At 70.3% G+C, this 24,876-nt stretch carries 17 protein-coding genes; 8 read left to right on the plus strand and 9 right to left on the minus strand.

The genetic code is table 11. The features are described from left to right. Positions 1-13: 13 nt before the first annotated feature. The 5 genes from D455_RS35970 to D455_RS0127725 form a co-directional block, all read right to left on the minus strand. On the minus strand, positions 14-142 hold the full coding sequence (locus D455_RS35970) for a hypothetical protein (RefSeq protein ID WP_275040916.1): 129 nt from the start codon (positions 140-142) through the stop codon (positions 14-16). 76 nt (positions 143-218) lie between these two features. Then, positions 219-629 (minus strand): hypothetical protein, encoded by a 411-nt coding sequence (locus D455_RS0127710; RefSeq protein ID WP_152487169.1) that lies wholly within the window; start codon positions 627-629, stop codon positions 219-221. 5 nt (positions 630-634) lie between these two features. Then, the gene (locus tag D455_RS0127715; protein WP_026123046.1) at positions 635-7,753 is read right to left on the minus strand and encodes an RHS repeat-associated core domain-containing protein; all 7,119 of its coding nucleotides are present in this window, start codon (positions 7,751-7,753) and stop codon (positions 635-637) included. Between the two features lie 78 nt (positions 7,754-7,831). After that, complete coding sequence (locus tag D455_RS0127720) at positions 7,832-11,347, minus strand: LamG-like jellyroll fold domain-containing protein (RefSeq protein WP_017573911.1); 3,516 nt, start codon at positions 11,345-11,347, stop codon at positions 7,832-7,834. Between the two features lie 426 nt (positions 11,348-11,773). After that, positions 11,774-12,247 carry a hemerythrin domain-containing protein gene (locus D455_RS0127725; protein ID WP_017573912.1) on the minus strand — a complete coding sequence of 158 codons (474 nt, stop codon included), beginning with the start codon at positions 12,245-12,247 and terminating at the stop codon, positions 11,774-11,776. A 119-nt stretch (positions 12,248-12,366) separates the two neighbouring features. Here D455_RS0127725 and D455_RS0127730 point away from each other — a divergent pair, with 119 nt between their 5' ends. From D455_RS0127730 to D455_RS0127760, 7 genes are all read left to right on the plus strand, one after another. Beyond that, positions 12,367-13,038: a TetR/AcrR family transcriptional regulator gene (locus D455_RS0127730; protein ID WP_017573913.1), complete on the plus strand. Its 672-nt coding sequence runs from the start codon at positions 12,367-12,369 to the stop codon at positions 13,036-13,038. A gap of 175 nt (positions 13,039-13,213) precedes the next feature. After that, a complete protein-coding gene (locus D455_RS0127735) occupies positions 13,214-13,435 on the plus strand; it encodes a hypervirulence associated TUDOR domain-containing protein (protein ID WP_017573914.1) in 222 nt (73 codons plus the stop codon). A gap of 5 nt (positions 13,436-13,440) precedes the next feature. Beyond that, the gene (locus tag D455_RS0127740; protein WP_017573915.1) at positions 13,441-13,971 is read left to right on the plus strand and encodes a DUF488 domain-containing protein; all 531 of its coding nucleotides are present in this window, start codon (positions 13,441-13,443) and stop codon (positions 13,969-13,971) included. A 246-nt stretch (positions 13,972-14,217) separates the two neighbouring features. Further along, a complete protein-coding gene (locus D455_RS0127745; RefSeq protein ID WP_017573916.1) occupies positions 14,218-17,595 on the plus strand; it encodes a pyruvate carboxylase in 3,378 nt (1,125 codons plus the stop codon). Between the two features lie 176 nt (positions 17,596-17,771). Further along, complete coding sequence (locus D455_RS0127750; RefSeq protein WP_017573917.1) at positions 17,772-18,548, plus strand: hypothetical protein; 777 nt, start codon at positions 17,772-17,774, stop codon at positions 18,546-18,548. Between the two features lie 117 nt (positions 18,549-18,665). Further along, complete coding sequence (locus D455_RS0127755) at positions 18,666-19,523, plus strand: NAD-dependent protein deacetylase (protein WP_026123047.1); 858 nt, start codon at positions 18,666-18,668, stop codon at positions 19,521-19,523. A 475-nt stretch (positions 19,524-19,998) separates the two neighbouring features. Next, positions 19,999-20,706: a methyltransferase gene (locus tag D455_RS0127760; RefSeq protein ID WP_449289328.1), complete on the plus strand. Its 708-nt coding sequence runs from the start codon at positions 19,999-20,001 to the stop codon at positions 20,704-20,706. Positions 20,707-20,780: 74 nt separating this feature from the next. Here the strand turns inward: D455_RS0127760 and D455_RS0127765 are convergent, their stop codons facing one another. Genes D455_RS0127765 through D455_RS0127775 form a run of 3 tightly spaced genes read right to left on the minus strand, consistent with a single transcriptional unit; the run spans position 20,781 to position 22,279 of the window. Then, positions 20,781-21,497 carry a tRNA-dependent cyclodipeptide synthase gene (locus D455_RS0127765; protein WP_026123049.1) on the minus strand — a complete coding sequence of 239 codons (717 nt, stop codon included), beginning with the start codon at positions 21,495-21,497 and terminating at the stop codon, positions 20,781-20,783. Next, a complete protein-coding gene (locus tag D455_RS0127770; RefSeq protein WP_017573921.1) occupies positions 21,481-21,798 on the minus strand; it encodes a DUF6092 family protein in 318 nt (105 codons plus the stop codon). Before D455_RS0127770 ends, D455_RS0127765 begins: the two co-directional genes overlap by 17 nt. After that, entirely contained in the window at positions 21,779-22,279 is a 501-nt protein-coding gene (locus D455_RS0127775) for a nitroreductase family protein (RefSeq protein WP_275040917.1), read from the minus strand. The genes D455_RS0127770 and D455_RS0127775 overlap by 20 nt, the downstream gene beginning before the upstream one ends. Positions 22,280-22,471: 192 nt before the next feature. Here D455_RS0127775 and D455_RS0127780 point away from each other — a divergent pair, with 192 nt between their 5' ends. After that, positions 22,472-23,488 (plus strand): methyltransferase, encoded by a 1,017-nt coding sequence (locus tag D455_RS0127780; RefSeq protein ID WP_017573923.1) that lies wholly within the window; start codon positions 22,472-22,474, stop codon positions 23,486-23,488. Positions 23,489-23,671: 183 nt separating this feature from the next. Here D455_RS0127780 and D455_RS0127785 read toward each other — a convergent pair whose 3' ends face one another. After that, positions 23,672-24,640, minus strand: coding sequence for an alpha/beta fold hydrolase (locus tag D455_RS0127785; RefSeq protein WP_017573924.1), 969 nt, complete (start codon positions 24,638-24,640; stop codon positions 23,672-23,674). Positions 24,641-24,876 lie beyond the last annotated feature (236 nt).

The raw sequence follows: 24,876 nt of genomic DNA on the forward strand, positions 1-24,876 counted from the left end.
CTTCCCGGCCCCGTCAGGGGCACGGATGCGGACGGTGAGGGATGAACAGCGCGGCGAGTCGCGGCAGACGGCGGTGCATCTCCTGGGCGTCGTCGAAATCGAAGTCCTCCCCCATGTCGACTGAAGGCGTCGGCAGCGACATGGTTGACCTCTTCTGGGAGAAGCGCGGAGTCGTCGACGTTGGCGGCGATGACCGCCTGGGGATACTCAGCTAGAACCTATTTACAAAAATCCATCTCCAATGACCCCACAAAGCCTTCAAGCGCCCCCTCCCAAGCCTCCCACTCTCCACTATCTCGCGCCTCAATCGCCACATAGAAACCCGAATCAAGGAAAGTGTCGAACTCGACACGAGCACCCCAGTCAACGGCAACGATCCTCATGTCAATCTCTTCCCACAGGCCCTCAGAAAAATCCTTTAACTCCAGCCAACTGAGCTCCACTCCCCCCTCTCTGTGAACAAGCTCCTCTTCCAGCTGATGGAAAGTCATCCTGCGAGGCATGAGACCGGCTCCATCAAAATCAAGAAGGACCCATTTCCAGTCATTCTCCGGCACCCTTTGAAGGATATCCACCAGCCTAATCGGGGTGAAATCTGAACGGAACATTGGAAATACGACTGATCTCATCAGTATCAGGGCCACTCCAGTGGCTCAGGCCCTCCTCTCTGTGGAGTCCCTCCTGTCGGGTTTGGCAAATACGGGTGTTGGTGGGGGTTGTCATGATCCCGGGGGCGCCCATGGTCAGTGAAGTCGATGTCACGAACAACGTTCCCGTTCTCGTCCCACTCTCTGGCCTGAGAGTAGTTTCCGCTCCTTCGGCTCTTCTTTGTTCCGAGTTGCGTGTGTGCGAACCCTTCAACGTCGGGGATGTTGTTCCCGTTATCATCCCTCGGCAAAGGCCGATCTGGGAATCCTGCTCCAAGCTCTGTGTTGCAGTTGTGGTTGAGGACGTCCAGGTCCCCGGCGGCCACATGGAACGTGTGGACGCCTTGGACGGTCAGGTTATGGACCGTCGCGGCCTGGGTCCAGGACTGGACCGCCGAAACCTGCACCCAGGTGCCCGAGGAGGTCTGCAACCACATCCCCGGAGCCAGATCGATCGCGTCAACCCACTGCTCCAGGCCCGGAACCCAGAACGGGTGCTCGTCGGTCGCGACGATCACGTCTCCGGCAGCAACCGGACCAGGGATCTCCGACTGCTCCACCTGCTCGCCCCGAGCATCGCCATCCGAGTCGTCAGATGCTCCCTCGCGCTCGGTGGTCGGATCCACCGTGATCTGCACCAGGTTCTTGGTGCCCGATCCGACGATCGTGGCCAACACCGTCCGCGCCGACTGCTCCCCAGTCTCCGGATCGGTCGCCAACACCCGATCGCCGACATCGACCTCCTCGATCGGCCGGGACGATCCGTCAGCCATCACCACCCGTGTACCAGGAGCGAAACTGTTTCTTCCTGAGCAGAGGTTGTCGACCTTCCTGTTGGCGTCGATCAGACCCTCGACACCCTCGATCAGGTCCCCACCGAGTCTGGCGATCCTGCGCCCCAACTCCGCGGCCTTGCCCCAGCGCAGCCCGTACTTCAGAGCGATCTTTCCGGCCAGACCACCCACGAACATCGTCGCGACGTTCAACGCGGTCTCACCGCACGCACCCAGATCACCACTGGTGAAGCACTCCAGCCCAGCCGTGATCCCCAACTCGTCCGCGACCAGCTTCGCCAGACCCGCAGCAGCCGCGATCAGCTTCTGCTTGGCCTCCTCCTTCTCCCGCTGGGCATCCAGGTAGGCCTGCGACGGCCCCTGCCGTCCCTGGTAGGTGGTGCTGCTCCCACCACCGCTGCTGATACGCGTGCTCCAGGACGGGGCGTCCTCACGGGATGTTCCGCCGCCTGGGGTGAAGTAGATCTTCTGTTCGCGGCTGTAGTCGTACAGATAGCCGCCATCCTTCGTGGGGTTCACGACGGCGTAGCCGCCCGAACCACAGATGTCGATGCACAGCCACGACAACCCGTCGGGGTCGGTGAAGGTCACCGGGTTGTTGTTGGCGTAGACGTAACCGTGCATCTGCTGGTGGTCGGTCACGTCCATCAGCGGATCCACCGAGACGAACCGGCCCAGGCCCGAGTCGTAGGCACGTGCCCCCAACTGGGTCAGCCCCGTGGAGGCGTCGACCGTGCCGCCCACGAACCCCCGCTCGGAGGGCCAGGTGCTCGGATCGCCCCGGTGGGTGCCGAACGCCGTCATGTACCGGTGGGAGGCCTCGCCGGTACGTGCGTTGACCGCGACCTGTCCGGTCCCGTGCCGGTCGGAGTGGATCCACGACAGGGTGCCGTCGTTCTCCCGCACCGCCACGGTCTCACCCCCGAAGGAGTAGAACCGGGTGGCCTCCTTGAGCAGGCTCTCCCTGTCCAGGCGCAGCTCCATCCCCGGCAGGTACAGGGTGGAGGCATCCGGGGCGTGCCGGATCAGGCGCTGGCCGTCGGCGTCGTAGACGTAGGAGGTGGTGGACCCGTCCTCCTCGGTGACCCGCGTGAGGTTGCCCTCGGCGTCCCACTCCAGGTCCTGGTCCCGGGCCGCGGTGGTGCGGCCGGTCATGTTCCCGGCCTCGTCGTAGGAGTAGGTCTCCAGCCGGTCACCGCCGGGCCCGGTCTGCTCCACCTTGGTCAGCATCTGGGGGCGCAGCCCGGACGCGTCACCGTGGGTGTAGGTGCGCGTGATGTCCCCGCTGGGCCCGTGCTGGACCTCGGTGGTGCGGTTGCCCAGGGCGTCGTAGGCGTAGGAGTGCCAGTAGGGCGCGGCCCCGCCCAGCGCGTCGGCCGACGGTTCGGCGGCGCAGGCCTGCTCGCCGGTGGCGTCGGGGGTCCACACACCGGTCATGCGGCGCATGTGGTCGTAGGTGAAGCACTGCACGTCCGCCTGGAGGTGGTCGGCGGTGGGTTCGTCGCGCAGGTTGAGGATGTTGCCCGCGTCGTCGTAGGCGTAGTACTGGTGCACCAGCGAACCGGTGACGCCGCGCTCGGGCAGCAGGCTGGTCTCGGACAGGCGCCCTGTCGCCGGGTCGTAGCGGCGGGTCAGGTAGGTGGCGTGGGTGCTGGAGTCACCGATGTCCATGACCCGCTGGACCATGTCACCGGTCCTGTTGTAGACGGCCGCGTCGACGTATCCGGTGAACCCGGACATCGTGATGGGCATACCGAGTTCGTTGTACGAGTAGCTCACCGACTCGGAACCCAGTCCTCCCGCGGCGGGCAGGGTCCGGGACTGCACGGTGCCGTCGGGGTTGTACTGGGTGTTGAACCGGTACCGGCCCGAGAGCCCCGGTTCGCTGGAGGGGATGAGGACCTCGGTGGCGGTGGGCCGGTAGAACCGGTCGTAGTTCACCACGCGTGTCGTGTAGGCGCTGCCGTCCACGTACCTGGTGGAGGAGGTCAGATGCCCCTTGGCCTCGGTGTCGTAGACCCATCTGGCGCGCAGCGGTCCCTCGGTGGAGTCGTCGTGCAGCCCGGTCTGGCGGCCGATGGCGTCGTAGGAGTAGGCGAGGGTCTCACCGCGGGCGTCGGTGGTGGTCACCATCTGGTCGAGCCGGTTGTAGGTCATCGTCGTGGTGCCCGCGACGGGATCCTCGGTCCGGACCAGGCGACCGCGCAGGTCGTAGGTGTAGGTCCAGGTGTTGCCCTCGGGGCCGGTGACGGTGGCCAGCTCGTCGTTCTTGGCGTAGGTGTAGGTGATGGCGTCGTAGTCGCCCTCGGGGGTGCCGCCGCGGTGGGTGCGCACCTCCGTGAGACGGCCCTGCACGTCGGTGATGGAGGTGGTGGCCACGCCGCCGTCGGGCGGGGTGACCAGGGTGCGGTCACCGTGGTGCTCGGTGGTGGTGCGCCACCGCTCCTCTCCGAAACCCACGTGCAGGACGTCGGTGACGCGTCCGGCACCGTCGTAGACGGTCTCGGTCTGGCGCGGGATGTCGACGTCCTCGGCGACGACGAACAGGGTGTCGTTCGGCTCCTCGGCGTTGTAGTAGGCCTCGCGCTCCTTGACGACCTGGCCGCGGGTGTCGTGGAAGGTGTCGGTGATCAGCCGTCCCCCTTCCTCCGCAGGGCTTGGAACCTGGGTCTGACGGAGGCGCAGGAAGGCGTCGTAGATCTCGTAGGTGGTGGTGTACTCGTCCCTGCCGCGCAGGGTGTGCGTGACGATCGAGGTGGGCGCGTCCTGGCGGACGTGGTACTCGAACTTCGCCGTGGGGATGTCGGCCGCGGGGTCGCGGTCGGGCAACCACACGCTGACGAGGCGGCCGAGCGGGTCGTAGGCCATGTTCATGGTGCGGCCGTTGGCGTCGGTCTCGGACACCGGCATGCCACGGGCCGGATCGACGACCGTGGTGGTGGTGTGCCCCACCGGGTTGGTCTCGGTGACCGACTCCGGCAGCCCCATGGCGGTCTGGGTGTAGTCGGTGGTGGTCACCCCGCCGTTGGCGTCGGTCTCGGACACCGTGTTGCCGAACTCGTCGAACTCGGCCTCCTGCACCATCTGGTACACGGGTTGACCGCCGGAGTAGGAGGCGAGCTTCTCGGTACGGGTGGGCAGGCCACGGGTCGGGGCGTCACCGTGCGCTCCGCCGTCGTAGAGGACGAGCTCGTCGGTGACGACGTCATCGGGGCGCTCGGGGCTCTGACCACAGTCCACGGCGAGGGTCTCGGTGCGGGAGACCAGATTGAGGACCCACGCGTCGGTGTTGCTGACGTGGGTGGTGTGGACGCACTTCTCGTCGCCCTCGACGTCCACGTTCCCGTGGTCGCGCGTCCGCGTGATGACGCCGTCGTCGTTGAGGGTGTGGTCCACCCGGGCGTGGCGCCAGGTCCCGTCGGCGTTCCGGGTGAAGCTGTCGACCCGCTCGGTCCGGATCATGTGCGCGGTCTGGCTGCCCCAGTCGTGGGTGACCTCGGCGGTCCTGTGCAGCCAGGGGGTGGAGATCTCCCGGGAGATCTCCTCGCCGCCCTCTCCGTTGCGGGTGACGGTCTCCAGGAGGGTGCCGTTGAGTTCCTTGTGGTCGGTGTGCTCCACCCCGCGTGAGTCGGTGACGGAGACGTCCCTGGTGCCGTCGGGCTGTTTGTCGCCGTCCATGCCCTGGAAGTACAGGTACTCGACCTCGGTGCGCTCTTCGTTCTCGTGGCCGGTGCGCACGATGACGCGGTCGTAGCCCCGCCAGTCCGACCAGGTGCGGTACTCGTCCTTGACCATGCCGTTGGCCTCGGTGTACCGCCAGGCTGGGGTGCCCACGTAGTCGTAGCTGGTGGTCAGCGTGGGCTGGTCGGTGACCAGGTCGAGCTCGTTGACCTCGGTCACGACGTACTTGTGGAACCAGTCGGTCAGTTCCACCCCGCCCTCGGGCGTCCACTTCACCGGATAGCAGCGCTTGGTGTTGTCGTGCGGTTCGGGGGTCCCGCCGTGCACGCACTCGGGCTCGGAGTAGGTGATGTCGAGCTGGGCCCCGGACTCGGTGACGATCTCGGTGATGCGCCAGCGCAGCATCGGCGCCAGGTCGTCCTCGGGGGAGTCCACCCGGTTGGGCATCTGGGTGCCGCCGAAGGTGACCTTGGGCAGCGACTCCGTACCGCCCACGTGGCCGGTGTGCTCGATGGAGTCCAGCCACAGCGTCGGTCCGGTCCCGTCCCCCGCCTCGGGGAAGGAGTGCTCCAGGGTCCAGGAGTCGACCTTGGCGTAGTCGTCGCCGTCGTGGATCTGCGTGGTGACGGCGTCGAGCTTCCTGGTGGACCAGAAGGTCGGTGAGTGGCGGCCCGCGCAGGAGGAGTCGGCCTCGCAGTCCAGGTCCAGGGGCACGTCGGGCCAGTGCTCGGCGTTGCCCGAGGTGCGCTCCTCGGGTGCGCAGTCGAAGGAGTCGGTGACCAGGCAGCGCTCGGAGGTGGAGAACACCACCCGCGCGGGGGCGGTGGCGTAGACGTCATCGCTGCGCAGCCCGTACTCGATGCGCTTGATGTTGGCCGCGCGCACGTAGGGGGTGGCGGTGTTGGTGAGGTTGCGGCCGTAGTGGTTGGTCTCGGCGTCGTAGAAGAAGGTCATGACGTTGCCGTGCACGTCGACGACGTAGTCGAGGTTCCACTTGTAGGCCTGCTGGCACCAGGAGTCGGAGAAGTCGGAGTCGTAACAGGGCTGCCCGGACTCGGCCGCGTAGACGGGCATGGTCTGCGCGGAGTCGGTCTCGGGGTCGCCGCTGGTCCATCCCGGAAGGCGGTTGAGCCCGAAGAAGTACTGGGTGCCGTCGGGGGTGGTGACCTTCCAGTGCTCGCCGTCGTGCGCCCCGTTGTCGGCGCCGGTGAGCCTCTCGACCTTGGTGCCGTCGTCGTTGGACAGCCGGTAGGTACCGTCCTCGTGCTTGACCAGCGCGCCGGAGTGGCCGCTCATGGAGAGCGTGACGTTGTCGGTGTTCCAGCACAGGTCACCGGTCCTGTGCCCGGAGTCCGAACAGGCGCTGTAGCGGCGTTCGATCGATCCCGGAGCGTAGGAGAACCCGTCGCCGATCCAGGAGGTCTGGTTGTTGGAGGTGGCGACGCGCCCGTCCACGCCGCCCGAGGAGTAGCTCAGACCCATGGCGGGGGTGAGAGCGCTGGGGGCGGGCGGGGCGGAGAGGTCGTAGGACCAGGAGAAGTCCCCGGCCTGGGTGTTGACGTTCCAGGTGGAGGACGGGGAGAGCTTGGTGGCCGAGTAGTCGCCGTTGCCGCTGGAGGGCGTTGAGGCCAGGGCGAACAGGGCGCCCTGCTGGGGCGGGGCGGCCACGACCGCGTTGAGGGTGTGCTCCTGGACGTCGTTGTCCAGCAGTTCGGTGGAGTCGAGGGCGACGGTGTCGTCACTGGCGCAGGAGTCGTCGAGGACGCAGTCGTCGAGTTCGACGACCTGGAGTCGGGAGCCGTAGTCACCGCCGTAGGCGGCGGCGAAGTCGGTGTAGTCGATCTCCAGCTCGACCGGGGCCACGGTGGGTGAGCCGTCGGTCCGGGCGACGCGGACGAGCAGGCCGTTGACCCCGGCCGCCTCCGCCGCCTCCCGGTCCAGGACCTCCACCCGGACGGACTCCACCGGTTCGGGCCGCGTGGCGGATCCGTCGGACTGCACCGGCTCCGGGGTGTTCTCGACGACGGGTTCCCTGCGGGACTCGTGCCTCGTGGGGGAAGGGCTGCTCTCGGGTGAGGGCTCCGCCTCCTCGGTGGGCCGTTCGGTTTCCTCAGTGTCCTCGGTCGGGGACGCGGAGCCTTCGGGGGTTTCCGCCCGGGACTCTTCGCCGCTCTCCTCAGGTGCGGGCGGCTCCTCGGGGCTGGTCGGCTCCTCCTCGGGCTCTGCCTCGGGTTCGGTTTCCAGCTCCGCCCAGTGTTCGGGGACCTCCCATTCGGAGAGTTCCTCCCCCGCCACCGCGGTGGCCGCGACCAGCGCGTCCTCCTGTGCCCTGAACGTCCGGACCTGGTTCCCGCCCAGCTCCAGGTCGCTGACCGACGCCTCGGGCCAGTCCACCTGCTCCGGAGCGGTCACGGCGGCCTCGGCCACCGCGTCGTTGCGCTCCACCGCCTCGGCGGCCAGGTCCTGTCCCTCCACGGAGGGCAGGTCCTCCACCTCGGGGCGCGGGTTGTAGGCCGTGGCGGTGGCCGGAAGGGCGTTCAGCAGCCCGGCCATCATCACCAGGGAGACCGAGTAGGTGATGCCGCGGCGGATCGGACCGGGGCGGGCGGGGGTGTCACTGCGGGGGGTCACAGGAATCCTCCTGTCCCCTGCCCGGCTGGGCTGGGGACGGTCACGGGGCGGGGTGATCAGTGTGTCTGGGGCGCGGGCTCAGCTCTGGGTGTAGGGGAACTCGCCATCGCGAACGTGGTGGATGCCGTGGTCGTTGAGTACGCCCTGGTAGGCGTGGACGTCGTCGATGTCGCCGGTCCAGTGGTAGGTGTTGGAACCGCTGTGCTGGGCGCTGCCGATCCGGAACGGGCCGCCAGCGTGCCAGGCGTGGTCCACCGCCACGCGGGACTCCTCGAAGCCGTTGACGTAGAGCACCAGCTCACCGGTGGTGTGGTCGTAGACACCGGCCAGATGGGTCCACTCCCCCAGCCGGGCGGCGGTGGCGGAGTAGGCGTAGGTCCACCCGTCCGAACCCGAGGTGGGAGCGTCGTCGTGGGGAGCCATCTTGAACACCCAGGCTCCACGCGATCCCTGGTACCCCAGGTGGAAACCGCTCTGGAACTCGCCGGCCTGGCTGGCGGCGGAGGTGTTGACCCCTTCGCCGGTCTCGTCCAGACGGACCCAGGCCGAGACGCTGAAGCTGCGGTCGGTGCGCAGCGCCGGACCTGACGCCTCGACGTACTCGTCGACGCCGTTGAGACGTACCCCTGGCGAGGCGGTGACGCCGTTCTCCGCGGTGTTCCACGCGGTGAGGGGATCGCCGTGCAGGGTGGCGTCGAGCCCGTGGTCGGTGGCGTCCGCCACCGCCGTACCGTCCCACTCGTCGAGCCTCCACCGGCCCTGGGCGGCGACCGGCCGGTTGGCCAGGCGCCACACCTCGGAGGTGGTCTCGGTGTCGGTCACCGTCTCGTTCAGCACGAGCCGGTCCCACACCTTCACGTCGTCGATGGCCCCGGGCCAGTAGTAGTTGCCGATGCCCTGGAACAGGGCGCGTCCCACGGTGAGCGGGCCCTGCGCGTTCCATGGTCCGGTGTGCGTGTCGGTGCCCTGCTCGACGCCGTTGACGTACAGGGTGATCTCACCGGTCTGCTCGTCGTGGGTACCGAGCAGGTGGGTCCACACACCCACCTGCGCGGACGCGGGCGAGGTGACCTTGGCCCACTCGCGTGAGCCGTCCCAGTACTCGTCCTCGGCCGACATCTTGAACACCCACTGGCCGGTGTTGCCCTGGTAGCCGAGGTGGAAGGCGCTCTGCTGCTCACCCTCCTGGGCGACGGCCGTGTGGTGGGCGTAGGCGCGGTCCAGCTTCACCCAGGCCGAGACGGAGAAGGTGCCGGAGGTGTCCACGGCCGACGCGTCGGCGGTGATCTCGTCGTAGGGGCCGGGGTCGCCCTCGGTGTAGCCGCTGGTGTGTACGGCGGTGCCCTCGAGACGCGGGGTGGGGTCGGTGTCGGGGTTGGACACCGTGCCGACCCGGCCGCGGACCCACTCCACCCCGTCGGACAGGGTGGCGCCGCGGTCGGGGTTGGCCGTGTCGACGGCACGGTTCCCCTGGCCCTCGTCGAAGGCGTAGTGGGCGACCGGGTCGCTGGGCGGGGCCACCAGGAAGGAGTAGACGAGCACGCAGTCGGAGGAGTTGCCGAAGGCGTCCACGGTGCGGGCGTAGACCCAGTTGGGGCCCTCCAGGCGCGGGGTGAGGGTCACCGTGACCGGTCCGCCCGGCTGGTCGGGCGTGGCCTCGGTGACGCAGGAGTCGTCGTTGAGGGCGTAGAAGTAGCTCTGGGCCTCCTCGACGCCGTTGTTGGTGAAGGTGAACTCTCCGGGCAGTCCGGGGGAACCGTGGAACTCGTCCCCGATCGGATAGTCGGTGGAGGTGACCGCCGGGCCCTGTTCGGGACGCGTGGTGCTGACCTTCAGGTAGCAGTAGTCGCTCCAGCCCGACCAGGAGTTGCCGTCGTTGGCGTTGGCCCGGTAGCCGATCAGCACGTCCTCGGGGAGCGCGTCGGAGCGCACCGACTGGTAGGAGCCCGACGACCACACGGCCACGTTGGTGGCGGAGGTGTCCACCTCACCGACGCGTTCACCGTCCACCCACCAGGCGAAGCGGGTCCTGACCTTCTGTCGGTCGGACGAGGTGGAGTCGCGGTCGCGGACGTAGGCGGTGAAGGTGGGTCGGGTCTCGTTGATCAGGCGCGGGTCGTCCGGGTCGGTGGAGCAGGTGCCCCCGTGGGAGTCCGACAGTCGGGTGGGGACCTCGGGCGGGTTGTCGTAGTCCACCTGGAGGGTGGGGTTGGCGTCGAAGCGCCGCCAGTCCCAGTTGCTGGAGGACCTGGTCTCGTTGCCGCGCAGGCCCAGGGTGGTGGTGGCGTGGCCCGCGTCGCGGCTGTACACGTACCCGTCGGTGGCGTCGAACTCCACCGTCGGGGAGGTGCCGCCGGGGCAGTTGGAGCGTCCGGCGTTGATGGTCCGGGTGTCCAGCCTGGTGTTCCAGAACGCCGATGTGTCCTGCCTGTTCCAGTCGGTGGAGGAGGTGATGGCGTCGGTGCGCCACAGCTGGACCCGTGCGTCGGTGCACCCGTAGGCGTGGGTGACCCTGGGGCGGAACGTGACCCGGGTGATGTCGGCGTCCCTGGTGCGTGAGTCGATCCCGAAGCGCCAGAACGCCCGCTTGGTGCTGCCGTCACTCGGTTCGTAGCCGACACCGGGGTCGTGGGAGGTCGAGTAGTTCCAGTACGACTGGTTCGGGTAGTTGGCGTTGACGTAGGTGCGTCCCACCCTGTCCACCGCCACGGACGGGTCGATGTAGACCGGGTACTCGGTCTCGGCGTCGTCGAGCATGGCCGCGTCGGGAACCAGCCGGATGCTGTCGGGTGTCAGGTCCACGTCGAGGAGCTCGGTGCGCGCGCCGGTGGGCGCCATCAGCGTGGGGTCCTCGGTGGGTTGTTCAGCACCAGCCGAGTCCCACATCGCCGGGGCCACCGCGGTGAAGACGCTCTCCTGACCCCGGTCGCCGATGCCCTGGAGGGTGCCGTTCTCGGCCAGGCGCATGGTCACACCCGTGGTGGCCAGTGCCATGTCGAGTTCGGCGAGGTCCTCGTGCTGGGCGGCCTCACGGGTGTGCACCACCAGTACCTGACCGAAGCCGTCCACACCCGCGGTCAGGACCAGGTCCACGTCCGGCAGGACGTCGGCGTAGGTGGCCTGGGGGCCGTCCAGCGTGGGGGTGGGCAGGTCCTCGTGCCAGCCGAGTTCGACGGAGTTGGAGCCGATACCGACGCTGGCCAGGGCCTGGTCGCCGCCGCCGGAGAAGGCGATGTCTGCGCTGACCGCCTTGGGGCGGACGCGGCCGTCGGAGTCCACGACCAGGTCGGTGTCGACCGGCGTCCAGCCGTCCCGGCCCCTCACCCGTACCGGAAAGGCGTGCTGCTCCATCGTGAAGCCGCCGTCGGGGTTGGCCAGGTGCCGGGTGGTCTCGGTGGTGGCCGCGGTGATCTCGACGGGCTCGCCGGTCTCCGCGGCCAGTGCCAGGGCCTCCTGGTCGCCGGTCAGCTCGGTGGTCGAGGCCGAGGGTGTGTTCTCGGGTCCCTCCTCCGCGCGAGCGGGGGCGGACAGGGCGGAGACGAGGAGTACCGGCGCCACAAGGGCGGCACCGAGTACGCGCGCGTCGCGGGGCATGGCAAGGCACTTTCCAGGCTCAGACGGGGGATGACCAAGTGGGGACGCCGCGCCATGGAAGCGTGGCCTTGGCTGTGCACTGAGCCGGAAGGGAAGTTAACAGAGCGGAGCGAACAGGTATAAGTGATACACGTCACCATCAGAGGAAGAATGTGTGCCTCTGTGCGCACTACCTGTGCTTTCCTGGCCACAGAACGATCAGAATCCGGATGTGACCGACAACGGACATTCTGTCGTGGTTTAGGACGCCGAGAAACGGTACGAGCACTTCAGGCGGGCTCCCGGCGACGCCTCGGAAGGCCGTGACTCTCGCGCGACGTTCGGGCGGGTTCCGGGAGGCGCTCGGCCGGACCCACCAGCGCACGCCCGACCTCCGGAGGGTGCGGGGAGCCCGGACCGCCTCCCCGCACCCTCCGACCGCTCCCCTCAGAGGGTGACCGGGCCGTAGGAGTTCAGCGCCTCCACGATCTGGCGCTCCTCGTAGTCCAGGTGCGCCTCGACCTCGGCGGCCAGCCGCTCGACGTCGTCGCGGACACCGACGGGGTCTCCGCTCTCCACGAGTTCCTGGATGCGGTCCAGCGCCTTGCTGATGACCGAGTGCTCCCTGGTCAGGCGCTCCAGGACGGGTGCGAGCCCGGGGTGGCTCCTCGCCAGCCCGGGAAGCATGCGCTCGTCCTCGGCGGTGTGGTGCCCGTGCAGGAACTCGCAGAAGGACAGGCACTTCTTGCGCAACTGCTGGTCGAGCGGGGCGGGAGTCCCGGAGGAGCCTCCGCCCTCGGCCAGGTCGCGGCGCAGCGAGGCGAGTTCGCCGCGCAGCATGTCGTGGACCTTCACCAACTGGTCGCCCAGCGCCTCGATGCGCTGGCCCTCGGGGACGGGGGCGGTGCCGCTGTCGCTCATGTCGCTCGCTCTCGGAGGAGGGGTGTGAGGGCACCCGAAAAAGTGCCAGTGATGGCATACTGCCAGTCACTGGCACTTTGTGGCAACGTGTTATTCCGAACCGTCGTTATGCTGGCCCGATGATCGCCGAGCCCTCCCGGAACACGGAGTCCGCGCTGCCGCTGCGCGAGCGCAAGAAACTGCGTACACGGCGCGTGCTCGCCGACACCGCCCTGCGGATGTTCCTGGAGGGAGGGTTCGACCGGACCACGCTGGACGACCTGGTGGACACGGCCGAGGTGTCGGTGCGCACCTTCTTCCGCTACTACTCCTCCAAGGAGGAGGTCGCCGTGGCCGCCGAGGGTGAGCTGTGGGAGGCCTACGCCGCCGAGGTGGAGCGTCTGCGCGTCACCGGCCCCGTCCTGTCCCACCTGCGCGACTGTTACGCCGACGCGGTTCGCGGCCTGTCCGAGGACTGGACCGAGCGCTACCTGGCCACCCGGAAACTGGTCGCCCACAACCCGGCGCTGGGTGTGCACCACGCGGGCGCCGTCCAGGACCTCCAGGTGCGGATGACCGCACTGTTGGAGGACAAGCTCGGCATCGACAGCCGTGAGGACGTGCGGCTGCGCCTGGTCAGCGAGATGGCTCTGGCCGCGGTGCGCTACGGAAGCATGAACTGGGTCCGCACCTACCGGCACAGTGGCCGCACCGGTGACGCCGAGACGCTCATCGCCGAGGTCACCGCGGCCTTCGACGCCTTTCCCGGCGCGTTGGAGCTGTCACCGGACACGCTCACGCGGTCCGGCTGAACCGGCGGGTGGCCCGGCACGAGCGCGCGAAGGCCGCGTCCACGCGCCCGGAGGGAGTACACGCCGCGTTCGCCAGCGGGCGCCGAGGGTCCCGCCCGCCTATCCTGGGGACGTCCGGGGCAGCCGAGAAGCCGTCCCCGGGCGCCGTCGAGCCACGGTCGGAGGGGGACACGCGATGACACGTCGTTTCGACGTCGGTGACCACGTGAGCTGGAACTCCGAGGCCGGGCGGGTGTCCGGCACGATCACCAGGGTCCACACCCGCGACTTCGAGTTCCGTGGCCGCACCCGCCGCGCCTCCGAGGACGAACCGCAGTACGAGATCAGAAGCGACAGGACCGACCACGTGGCGGCGCACAAGGACGCGGCCCTGACCCGGGTGTCCGGCGACGGCTGACCGCGATGGCGCCGCCGTTCTTCACCATCGGCCACTCCAACCGCACGTTCGAGGAGTTCGCCGCCCTGTTGCGCGAGGCCGCCGTGGATGTGGTGGTCGACGTGCGCAGGCTCCCGGGTTCGCGCCGCAACCCGCGGTTCGACGAGGACGTCCTCTCCGAGGCCCTGCGGAACGTCGGCGTGCGGTACTCACGTGTCGCGGAACTCGGTGGACGGCGCCCGGCCGCCAGGAACGTCTCCCCCGAGGTCAACGGGTTCTGGCGCAACCGCGGCTTCCACAACTACGCCGACCACGCGCTCTCGGCCGAGTTCGGTGCGGGGCTCGCCCGGTTGCGTGAGACGGGCGGGGACCACCGCGCCGCCGTGATGTGCGCGGAGGCGGTGTGGTGGCGGTGCCACCGGCGCGTCATCGCCGACCACCTGCTCGCCCACGGCGACGAGGTCTTCCACATCATGGCCGCTCACCGCGTCGACGCCGCCCGGCTCACACCGGGGGCCGTGGTGCACGCCGACCGCACCGTCACCTATCCGGCGTGACCGCCGAACGCGGACGGTCACGGGGCCGCCCGGACGGGCGGGTCTCCCCGAGGGTGACGGACACACGGCTCCCCGGGGGTGCGGTCCCGCCGTGACGAAACGCCGCGCACGGCGTCAGGAACGGACCCGGTGGGTTACACCGAATCGCTTTCTGGTTATCGTGCGGGTGTTCCACCAGGCTGTGGGCCCCGGCAACGGCGCCGGACTCCCCCGGCATGACGTGTGACCCATCAGGAGGCAACCGCCATGTTCCACAAAGTGCTCGTGGCCAACCGGGGCGAGATCGCCATTCGCGCGCTGCGCGCCGGGTACGAACTGGGCGCCCGCACCGTCGCGGTCTTCCCCCATGAGGACCGCAACTCCCTGCACCGGCTCAAGGCCGACGAGGCCTACCAGATCGGCGAACCCGGCCACCCCGTGCGCGCCTACCTGTCCGTGGACGAGATCGTGGGCGCCGCCCAGCGGGCCGGTGCCGACGCCGTCTACCCCGGCTACGGCTTCCTGTCGGAGAACCCCGACCTGGCCCGCGCGTGCGAGCGCGCCGGGATCACCTTCGTGGGCCCGCCCGCCGAGGTCCTGGACCTGACCGGGAACAAGGCCAGCGCCGTGGCCGCCGCCCGCGAGGCGGGCGTGCCCGTCCTGGAGTCCAGCGCGCCCTCCGACGACGTGGAGACCCTGGTGGCCGCCTCAGAGGAGATCGGCTTCCCCCTGTTCGTCAAGGCCGTGGCCGGTGGCGGAGGTCGGGGCATGCGCCGCGTCCGGGCCCCGGAGGAGCTGCGCGAGTCGGTGGAGGCCGCCATGCGCGAGGCCGCCTCCGCCTTCGGCGACGCCACCGTGTTCCTGGAGCGCGCCGTGGTCGACCCGCGCCACATCGAGGTGCAGATCCTCGCCGACGGCGAGGGCGGCGTCGTCCACCTCTACGAACGCGACTGCTCCATGCAGCGGCGCCACCAGAAGGTCATCGAGCTGGCTCCCGCGCCCAACCTCGACCCGGACCTGCGCGACCGCATCTGCGCGGACGCGGTGCGCTTCGCCCGGCAGATCGGCTACCGCAACGCGGGCACGGTCGAGTTCCTGGTCGGCGCGGACGGCAGCCACGTCTTCATCGAGATGAACCCGCGCATCCAGGTCGAGCACACGGTGACCGAGGAGATCACCGACGTGGACCTGGTGCAGTCGCAGCTGCGCATCGCCTCCGGTGAGACCCTGGACGACCTCGGTATCTCCCAGGAGGGCGTCTACGTGCGCGGCGCCGCGCTCCAGTGCCGCATCACCACCGAGGACCCCGCCAACGGGTTCCGCCCCGACACCGGGACCATCAGCGCCTACCGCTCCCCCGGCGGTTCGGGCATCCGCCTGGACGGCGGCACCTCCGCGGCGGGCACCGAGATCAGCCCGCACTTCGACTCGCTGCTGGTGAAGCTGACCTGCCGGGGCCGGGACCTGGCCACCGCGGTCAGCCGTGCGCGCCGTGCCGTGGCCGAGTTCCGCATCCGCAGCATCGCCACCAACATCCCCTTCCTCCAGGCGGTGCTGGAGGACCCCGACTTCCAGGCGGGGCGGATCACCACCTCCTTCATCGAGGAGCGCCCGCAGCTGCTGACCGCGCGGCCCTCCGCCGACCGCGGTACGCGCCTGCTGACCTACCTGGCCGACGTGACGGTGAACAAGCCGCACGGGGAGCGCCCCCGGCTGGTGGACCCCGCCACGAAGCTGCCGCCGCTGCCCGAGGCCGGGGCGCCGCCCGCGGGTTCGCGTCAACGCCTGGCCGAACTGGGGCCGGAGGGGTTCGCGCGGTGGCTGCGCGAGTCGCCGAACCTGGGCGTCACCGACACCACCTTCCGCGACGCCCACCAGTCCCTGCTGGCCACCCGGGTGCGCACCCGCGACCTGCTGGCCGCGGCACCCGCGGTCGCGCACACCCTGCCCGAGCTGCTGTCCCTGGAGTGCTGGGGCGGCGCCACCTACGATGTGGCGCTGCGCTTTTTGGCCGAGGACCCGTGGGAGCGGCTGGCCGCGCTGCGCGAGGCCGTGCCCAACATCTGCCTCCAGATGCTGCTGCGCGGGCGTAACACGGTGGGCTACACGCCCTACCCCACCGAGGTGACCGACGCGTTCGTGCGGGAGGCCGCGGAGACGGGCGTGGACGTCTTCCGGATCTTCGACGCGCTCAACGACGTCGAGCAGATGCGTCCGGCGATCGAGGCCGTGCGGGAGACGGGGACCTCGGTGGCCGAGGTGGCGCTGTGCTACACCTCCGACCTGTCCGACCCCGGTGAGAGGGTGTACACCCTCGACTACTACCTGAAGCTGGCGGAGAGGATCGTCGAGGCGGGCGCGCACGTGCTCGCGGTCAAGGACATGGCCGGTCTGCTGCGCGCCCCGGCCGCCGCCACGCTGGTCTCGGCGCTGCGCCGCGAGTTCGACCTGCCGGTGCACATCCACACCCACGACACCACGGGCGGCCAGCTGGCCACCTACCTCGCGGCGGCGGGCGCCGGTGCGGACGCGGTGGACGGCGCGGTGGCGTCGATGGCGGGCACCACCTCCCAGCCGTCGCTGTCGGCGATCGTGGCCGCATTCGACCACTCCGACCGGCCCACGGGGCTGAGCCTGGACGCGGTCAACGAGCTGGAGCCCTACTGGGAGTCGGTGCGCCGGGTCTACGCGCCCTTCGAGGCCGGGCTGTCCTCGCCCACGGGCCGGGTGTACCACCACGAGATCCCGGGCGGGCAGTTGTCCAACCTGCGCACGCAGGCGGTCGCGCTGGGACTGGGCGAGCACTTCGAGGAGGTGGAGGCGATGTACGCCGCCGCCGACCGGATGCTGGGCCGCCTGGTGAAGGTCACCCCCTCCTCCAAGGTGGTGGGCGACCTGGCGCTGCACCTGGTGGGCGCGGGGGTGTCCCCGGCCGATTTCGAGGCCGACCCGGGGCGCTTCGACGTCCCGGACTCGGTGGTGGGGTTCCTGCGCGGGGAGCTGGGCGTGCCGCCCGCGGGGTGGCCCGAGCCCTTCCGCACCCGGGCCCTTGAGGGGCGTGCGGAGGCGCGGCCCACGCAGGAGCTGTCCGAGGAGGATCGCGACGGGTTGGCCAAGGACCGGCGGGGCACCCTGAACCGGCTGCTCTTCCCCGGCCCCGCGCGGGAGTTCGAGGAGCACCGGGCCGCCTACGGTGACACCAGCGTGCTCTCCAGCGCGGACTTCTTCTACGGTCTGCGCGAGGGCGAGGAGTACACGGTGGACCTGTCGCCGGGTGTGCGGCTGCTCATCCAGCTGGAGGCGGTGAGTGAGGCCGACGAGCGCGGGATGCGCACGGTGATGGCCACGCTCAACGACCAGATGCGCCCGCTCCAGATCCGCGACCGGGCGCTGGCCTCGCACGTGCGCGCCGTGGAGAAGGCGGACCGGAACGACCCGGGGCACGTCGCGGCGCCCTTCGCGGGCGCGGTCACGCTGGCCGTGTCCGAGGGTGACGAGGTGGAGGCCGGTGCGACGGTGGCCACCATCGAGGCGATGAAGATGGAGGCCTCGATCACCGCGCCCGTGGCGGGCACGGTCACGCGGTTGGCGGTCGACGCGGTGCAGAAGGTCGAGGGCGGCGACCTGCTGCTCTGCCTCGGCTGAGCCCGGTTGACCCGGTTGGCCTGCTGGCCCGGCGGACGCCTTCGGGTGTCCGCCGGGCCCTCCCGTGGCCGGATCCGGACGGATGCGGACGGATGCGGCCACGGGAGAACCGCTAGTGTCGCAGCGGCATCGGAAGACGTGATGTCACGCAGTCGACATGGCAACGAGGTCCCCCCATGAAACCCTCCTACCGGCACGGCGTTCCCCTCCTTCTCATGGCGCTGGTCCTGGTCACCGGTTGCACTCCCCCGCTCGAACTCCGCGGCGACAATCGCCTGGAGGGCCTGTTGCCGCCGCCGACGGCCTATCCCGAGGGGTTCGACGTCGACCAGGTCCGGGTCGAGGAACTGGACGAGGGAACGGACAACGGCGGCTACACCAGGGTGGAACCCGAACAGTGCGGCGCCGTGCTCAGCGGGGGCACCGGGTGGTTTCCGGAGGGGGCCGAGAAGGGAGCGGCCCAGATCGCGGACCCGCTCTACTCGTCCCTGGGATCCGTCGTCTACGGCTACGTGCACGTCTCGGGGGACTTCGGTGACACCCCGGTCGAGGGCACCGGGTTCGAGCGGCTGCTGGACTCCTGCGACCAGCTGACCGCCCACTTCCACGGCGACAGCGTCGACGGCACGCTCGTCTCCGAGACCTCGCCCTCCCTGCCCGAGGGCGGGGGCATGACCGTCCTGACCCTGTCGTCCGGTGAGGAGACGGAGAAGGTGACGAGGACCGCGTGGGGGCAGGTCGGGGACGTGTACTTCGTCCTGGTGGCGATGCACACGATCAGCCCCGCGGACGCGCCCGTCGGGGCGTTGAGCGAGGCGTGCCGGGACGACGTCGGCATGGAGTGCACGCAGGCCCAGGAGGAGGAGCTGGTCGCCGAGGCGATCGAGCGGCAGGCGAAGGAGTTCGAGAGCGTCCTGGCCCAGGCCGTGGAGGGACTGGAGACCGTGTTCTGACCCGGTGGGTGTGGTCGCGCCGGTCAGGGGCCCGGCGCGGCCGCCCTTCCCCTCCCCCGGGCACGGAACCCGGCGGGGTGACCACGCGCACGCCGGGACGCCACGTACCCTCGAACCGTGAGGAACACGCTCGACGACCCGGCGATCCTGGCAGCTCGGATGCGTGAGGCCCTCGGCGAGGGACCGGTGGTCGCGCTGACCGGCGCGGGCCTGTCCACCGACTCGGGCATCCCCGACTACCGCGGCCCGGACTCACCGCCGCGCAAACCCATGACCTACCAGCAGTTCGTCGGCGACGCCGCGTTCCGCCGCCACTACTGGGCCCGCAACCACGTGGGCTGGCGCCACATGCACCGCACGCTCCCCAACGACGGCCACCGCGCGTTGGCCGCGCTGGAGGCGTGCGGCACCCTGACCGGCGTCATCACCCAGAACGTGGACACCCTGCACGACGCGGCGGGCAGCAGACGCGTCATCGACCTCCACGGCCGCTACGACCGCGTCATCTGCCTGGCCTGCTCGGAGGTGATCTCCCGCGAGCGGCTGGCCGACCGCCTGGCCGCGCTCAACCCCGACTTCGCCGACGGCGTCCCCGACGTGGAGATCGCCCCCGACGCCGACGCGGTCCTGGCCTCCACCGAGGGCTTCCGGGTCGCCGACTGCGAGTCGTGCGGCGGCATGCTCAAGCCGGACATCGTCTACTTCGGCGAGAACGTGCCCAAAGCCCGCGTGATGGAGGGCTACGACCTGGTGGACGAGGCAGCGGCACTGCTGGTGGCGGGTTCGTCGCTGACGGTCTTCTCGGGTCGCCGCTACGTCAAGCGCGCGGTCGAGCGGGGCAAGCCGGTCGTGGTACTCAACCGGGGCACCACCCGCGCCGACGACGTCGCCACGCTCACCGTCGACGCGGGCTGCTCCGAGGTGCTGACCGCCCTGGCACACGCCTATACCGCCAGGAGCGCACGCGTCCCCTGACCGTCGGCCGCCTTTCCCGTCGCGGGCCTTCGCCGCGTCGGACGACACCCACTCCACTTTCGGGAACACACGGAACACGGACGAACACCTTCCGTAGTCTTGGGGTGTCGGCGCCGCGTCCCGGAGGGAGCGCCGCGCCGTTCCTGACCGCGATGTTCCCGAGGGAGGCCTGGCTGTGGGTACGATAGAGGAGACGGCTGCGCGCGCCGAACGCACGGACCTGCCNGCGATGCTCATGCACGCGGCCTCCGCGATGGTCGAGCTGGACGTGGTGGAGCACCTGGCGGACGGACCGCGTCCGGTGGCGGACCTGGCCCGCCGCACGGGCGCTCGGGAGGAGGGCCTGACCGCTGTGCTGCGGTCCGGAGCGGCGGCCGACCTGGTCACGGAACCGACTCCCGGCGTGTTCGCCCTGACCCGGGCGGGCGGTCACCTGCGCGCCGGGGTCCCGGGAAGCCTGCACGACATCTTCCGCATGTGCACGCACGGCGACTTCCTCCAGGCGTGGACCTGCCTGCCAGAGGCGGTGCGCTCGGGCCGCGCGGCCTTCGAGGTCCACACCGGCCGCCCGCTGTTCGCCTACCTGGAGGCCGAACACGAGGCGGCGTCCGTGTTCACCAGGGCGATGAACGCGTCCGTGGCCGTCGACGCCCTCCTGGACGGCGTGGCCCTGTCCGGAACGGAGCGCGTGGCGGACCTCGGCGGCGGCGAGGGCGCCCTGTTGGCCGCCCTCCTGTGCCGACACCCGAACATGGAGGGGGTGCTGTTCGACCTGCCGCACGTGGTGTCCGGGGCCGGACCGCTGCTGAGGGAGCGGGGCGTGGCGGACCGGTGCGCCGTGGTGGGCGGCAGCTTCCTCGACGGCGTGCCCGCCGGAGCGGACGTCTACCTGATGGCGCGGGTGATGCAGAACTGGCCCCGGGAGGGCGCGGCGCGGATCCTGCGCAACGTCAGCCGGGCGATGGGGGACTCCTCCCGCCTGCTGATCGTGGGCCACCTCCCGGAAGGGCGGGACACCACTCCCTTCCTCCAGGCGATGAGCCTGTACATGTACGTGCTGTACGGCGCCCCGCTGCGCACGGCGGAGGAGTACGGGAAGCTGTTCGCCGAGACGGGCCTCACCCTGCACGCGGTGCACCGGGTCGAGGACGGGGAGTCGGTCATGGACGTCCGCCGCGCGTAGCAGCCGCCGGTCCGGGGAACCCCGGCGGCGCCCGAACCACACCCGTTGGGGGAGAACGCTCCGAAGAGCAGACCCTAGTTCCCCTCGGGCGGGCGGACGACGACGTGGCCCTGTCCGGGGTGGGCGCAGGAGGTGACCTCCCACAGCCTGGACAGGACCGGCAGCAGAGTGTGGTAGCAGGACACCGAGGACGACACGCCCAGGACTTCCGGAGTACTGAGCAGGAAGGGCAGTTCGGCGCCCAGGTAGGCGAGCCCGGCCCGCAACCTGGCTCCGTCCGGGTCCGGTTGCGCGCCGAGAAGGCACCGCACGTGCTCCTCACACGCGCGCCGGATCCCCGAATCGATGGCGATCTCCCGGTCGATGCGCTGCCTCACGGCCTGGTAGCCGGGCAGGTCGACGCACTGCGACAGGGCGCGGACGCGCACGGTTCCCGCCCCCGTGACCGTACCCGTGGCGACCGACTCCACGGCGCGCCGGATACGGCGCCGCACGTCCCTGACGGCCCTGGACGCCCGTGCCGACGCGTGTCCCCCTCCACCACCGGACGCCCTGTACATGGTGTCCAGGTGCAGGTCGACGTAGAGCAGGTCGACGGCGGCGAAGCGCCGCTGCGCCCAGCACAGGAGCTGCGCGATCCTCTGCTGGCTGAAGTAGCTGTTCCCGGCGCTCACTCCGACGAGGGCGTGTTCCCCGCGGACGAGAAGACGGCGGCAGGCCTCGGTGAAGGGCTGGACCTCGAAGTCGTCCACGGACGCGTCAGACGGTTTCGACTCACGCGGAGATGACATCGGGGTCCTCCAGGACGGCCGCCAGCCGATCGCACAGCTGGTCGAGCAGGACGTCGAGCTCGTGGTCGGCCATCGCCCCGCACATGACGTCGTCCATCCACGCGCGCAGCGCGTCCAGTTCGGGGTGGCACGGGCCGGTCCGCTCCGCGAGGGCGAGGACGCGCCGGGCGGCGTCCAGGCAGCGGAACGTACCGTACTGCGGCGGTTCCTCCAGGAGTCCGCGACCGCTGCTGAGCAGGTAGGCGGTGATCAGGAGGAGTTCCTCACCGACGCGTCGGCCGTCAGCTTCCCCAGCGCTCATGGCTGACCACCTCGTTCCGGTCTCGTCGGGGTGCGGAGGACAGGGGCCGGGCGGGGTGGCCGATCGGGACCAGGAGCAGCGGCTCCAGGTGGTCGGGAAGGCCGAGGAACCTGCGGACCGGACCCCTGCGGAAGCTGCCGGACGGGCATCCGCCCAGTCCCAGGCAGTGGGCCGCCAGGAGGAGGTTCTCCACGGCCATCGCGACGCACAGCATGCCCTCGTCCCACCAGGAGCCGCCGGATCCGCCCACCGCACGCGAGCGGTCGAAGCAGGCCGCCACGACCAGGGGAGGGAGTTCGATGATGCCGGGGGAGAAGGCGCGGAGCAGCCTCAGCGTCCGCGGGTCGCGGACCGCGACGAAGGCCCACGCCTGCTTGTTGGAGGCCGAGGGAGCCGCCAGCATGGCGTCCAGCATCGGCTCCAGGAGGGAGTCCTCCACCCGCTGGGCGGTGAAGGCGCGCACTGCACGGCGGGTGGTCAGTGTCCGGAGGACGTGCGACGACCGGGATGCGGAACACGTGCGCGAGCCGACTTCACTCGGACACGTACTCACTACGTGCGATTCTTTGAACACGCACGGTAGCTTACCGTGTTGTACGGCCTGTGGATGCCTCTTCGGCGCATCCGTCCTTCTCCCCGGGCCCTCGGGGAGGCATGATCCGAAAGGACGCCCTTGTCCATCTCCGCTCCCCCGAGCCGCACCGCCACGCGGCTGTTCGAACTCATCACCGCCAGCTGGGTGGCGGCGGCGGTCAGCGCGTTCGCCGAACTGGGCGTCGCCGACGCCATGACGTCGGATCCCCTCCCCGTCGACGTGATCGCCACGAGGGTCGGCGCCGACGCCGAGGCCCTCCACCGCCTGCTGCGCGCCTGCGCCGACCTCGACCTCGTCGAGGAGCTCCCAGGGCGGCACTTCGCCCTGGCCGAACTCGGCCACGCCCTGCGCGACGACGCCGCCGACTCCATGCGCGGTTACGCCAGGTGGGTCGGCAGCCAGGCCGAGCGTTCCACCATGGCCCATCTCGCCCGCGCGGTGCGCACCGGACGCTCCGTGTTCGAGGAGGTGCACGGACGGACGGCCTGGTCCTACATGAACGAGCACCCCGAGACCGCGGCCGTCTTCGACCGGGGCATGACCGACATCTCCGCCCAGCTCACGCGGGGCGTGGCGGACGGCTACGACTTCGGTGCGCACAGGACGCTCGTGGACGTGGGCGGGGGCCTGGGCGGGCTGCTGTCCATCGTGCTGTCGGCCAACCCCGGCCTGCGCGGCGTGCTCTTCGACCGGCCCGAGGTGGTCGCCCACGCCGGGCCCGTACTGGAGAAGGTCCGGGAGCGCTGCCGTGTCGTCGGCGGGGACTTCCTCTCCTCCGTCCCCGAGGGGGGAGACGCCTACCTGTTGTCGAACGTCATCCACAACTGGGACGACCACGACGCCGCGCGGATCCTCTCCCACTGCCGCGAGGCGATGACCGCTGACGGACGCGTCCTGCTCGCGGAGGTGGTGATGCCCGACTCCCCCGGGCCGGCCCGGACCGCCAAGTTCATGGACCTGAGCATGCTCGCCCACTGCGACGGCAAACAGCGCACCAGGACCCAGTTCGCCGACCTCCTGCACCGGGCCGGTCTCAGGCTGACCCGTGTCCTGCCCTGCCACGGGACCAGCATCGTCGAGGCCGTGCGCGCCTGAGGGGTGTCCGGTCCCCCGGCACCTCCCGGCGGCGCGGGCCGCCGCCGAGTGCTCACGGCACCGGTACGGGCCGACGTCGCCGGAAACACGCGTAACGCCGGGCCTCCGGCCCGGGGCCGGGGCCGGAGGCCCGGTACCTCGCGGGGAACCCGCGGAGCCTCGCGCGGACTCCCGCGAAGTGGCTCAGCCGGAGACGGCGCCGAGGAAGTCCAGCAGCGCGGCGTTGACCTCCTCGGGACGTTCCTGCTGGGTCCAGTGACCGCACCCGGGCAGGGTGAGGCTGGCGTGCAGCCTCGGCACGACCAGGGGCAGCGCCTCCAGGAGCTCGGGCACGCCGCGCATGGCCCTGACCAGGTCCATGTCCCCGCTCGCGTACAGGGCGGGAACGTCGATGCCGCGCCCCTGGAACGGCGACATGAGCCCCTGGTTGCGTTCGATGTTGCGGTACCAGTTGAGCGGACCGGTGAAGGCCCCCGGATCGGAGTAGTCGGCCGTGAACGCGGCCAGGTCCTCCTCGGTGAGCCAGGAGGGCAGGCCCTGCGGCTCGGGGAGGAAGTCCGTCAGGGTGCTGCCCTCGGGCACGATCAGCAGCTGGGGCTCGTCGAACGGGGCGTCTCCGGAGGCCCCGACCAGGAAGCGGCGCAGGGTCGAGGCGGGGTCGGCGGCCAACTCGGCGTCGGCGACGCCCGGTTCCTGGAAGTAGACCTGGTAGTAACCGTCGCCGTAGAGGGCGCGGGAGGCCGAGATCGACGGCATCATGGCGGGCGGGACCGGCGGCACGCTCAGGCCCGCCACGCCGCGCACCACGTCGGGGCGCATCATGGCGGTGGCCCAGGCCACGGGCGCGCCCCAGTCGTGGCCGACCACGACCGCGCTCTCCTCCCCCAGCGCGGCGATCAGGCCGACGACGTCGCCGACCAGGTGCGGGAGCGTGTAGTCCTCGATCCGCTCGGGCCGGTCGCTGCGGGCGTAACCGCGCTGGTCGGGTGCGACGACGCGGTACCCCGCCCCGGCCAGCGGGGCGAACTGGTGGCGCCAGGAGTACCAGCTCTCGGGAAAGCCGTGCAGGAGCAGCACGAGCGGCCCGCTCCCCTGCTCGGCGACGTGCAGCCGGATTCCGTTGACCTCGACGTCCCTGTGTTCCACGTCCATCGCGCGTTCGCTCCTCGGTGCTGAGGGGTGGGTCGGGGTCACGCTATCCCAGCATCGGGCGGGACCCCCGGCTCCCCCGGCGGTACGGGCGGAGTGTGTCCCCGAAGGCGGCCGAGACGTCCGTTCCGTGGGAGGCGGTGATGCTCCCCCGGAGCCATGCGCACACGCCTCCACCTGCGGTGCTTGATGTGGAGCGCGCTCCAGTCCCTAGATGAGTGAGTCCGATGTGTGAGCAG

The sequence above is a fragment of the Nocardiopsis halotolerans DSM 44410 genome (assembly GCF_000341065.1).
GTDB lineage: Bacteria > Actinomycetota > Actinomycetes > Streptosporangiales > Streptosporangiaceae > Nocardiopsis > Nocardiopsis halotolerans.

What these genes read in the sequence shown, in the direction of transcription:
- D455_RS35970 (WP_275040916.1), bottom strand. Translation starts at nt 142, where the DNA reads ATGTCGCTGCCGACGCCTTCAGTCGACATGGGGGAGGACTTCGATTTC.
- D455_RS0127710 (WP_152487169.1), bottom strand. Translation starts at nt 629, where the DNA reads ATGAGATCAGTCGTATTTCCAATGTTCCGTTCAGATTTCACCCCGATT.
- D455_RS0127720 (WP_017573911.1), bottom strand. Translation starts at nt 11,347, where the DNA reads ATGCCCCGCGACGCGCGCGTACTCGGTGCCGCCCTTGTGGCGCCGGTA.
- D455_RS0127725 (WP_017573912.1), bottom strand. Translation starts at nt 12,247, where the DNA reads ATGAGCGACAGCGGCACCGCCCCCGTCCCCGAGGGCCAGCGCATCGAG.
- D455_RS0127730 (WP_017573913.1), top strand. Translation starts at nt 12,367, where the DNA reads ATGATCGCCGAGCCCTCCCGGAACACGGAGTCCGCGCTGCCGCTGCGC.
- D455_RS0127735 (WP_017573914.1), top strand. Translation starts at nt 13,214, where the DNA reads ATGACACGTCGTTTCGACGTCGGTGACCACGTGAGCTGGAACTCCGAG.
- D455_RS0127740 (WP_017573915.1), top strand. Translation starts at nt 13,441, where the DNA reads ATGGCGCCGCCGTTCTTCACCATCGGCCACTCCAACCGCACGTTCGAG.
- D455_RS0127745 (WP_017573916.1), top strand. Translation starts at nt 14,218, where the DNA reads ATGTTCCACAAAGTGCTCGTGGCCAACCGGGGCGAGATCGCCATTCGC.
- D455_RS0127750 (WP_017573917.1), top strand. Translation starts at nt 17,772, where the DNA reads ATGAAACCCTCCTACCGGCACGGCGTTCCCCTCCTTCTCATGGCGCTG.
- D455_RS0127760 (WP_449289328.1), top strand. Translation starts at nt 19,999, where the DNA reads ATGTGCACGCACGGCGACTTCCTCCAGGCGTGGACCTGCCTGCCAGAG.
- D455_RS0127765 (WP_026123049.1), bottom strand. Translation starts at nt 21,497, where the DNA reads ATGTCATCTCCGCGTGAGTCGAAACCGTCTGACGCGTCCGTGGACGAC.
- D455_RS0127770 (WP_017573921.1), bottom strand. Translation starts at nt 21,798, where the DNA reads ATGAGCGCTGGGGAAGCTGACGGCCGACGCGTCGGTGAGGAACTCCTC.
- D455_RS0127785 (WP_017573924.1), bottom strand. Translation starts at nt 24,640, where the DNA reads ATGGACGTGGAACACAGGGACGTCGAGGTCAACGGAATCCGGCTGCAC.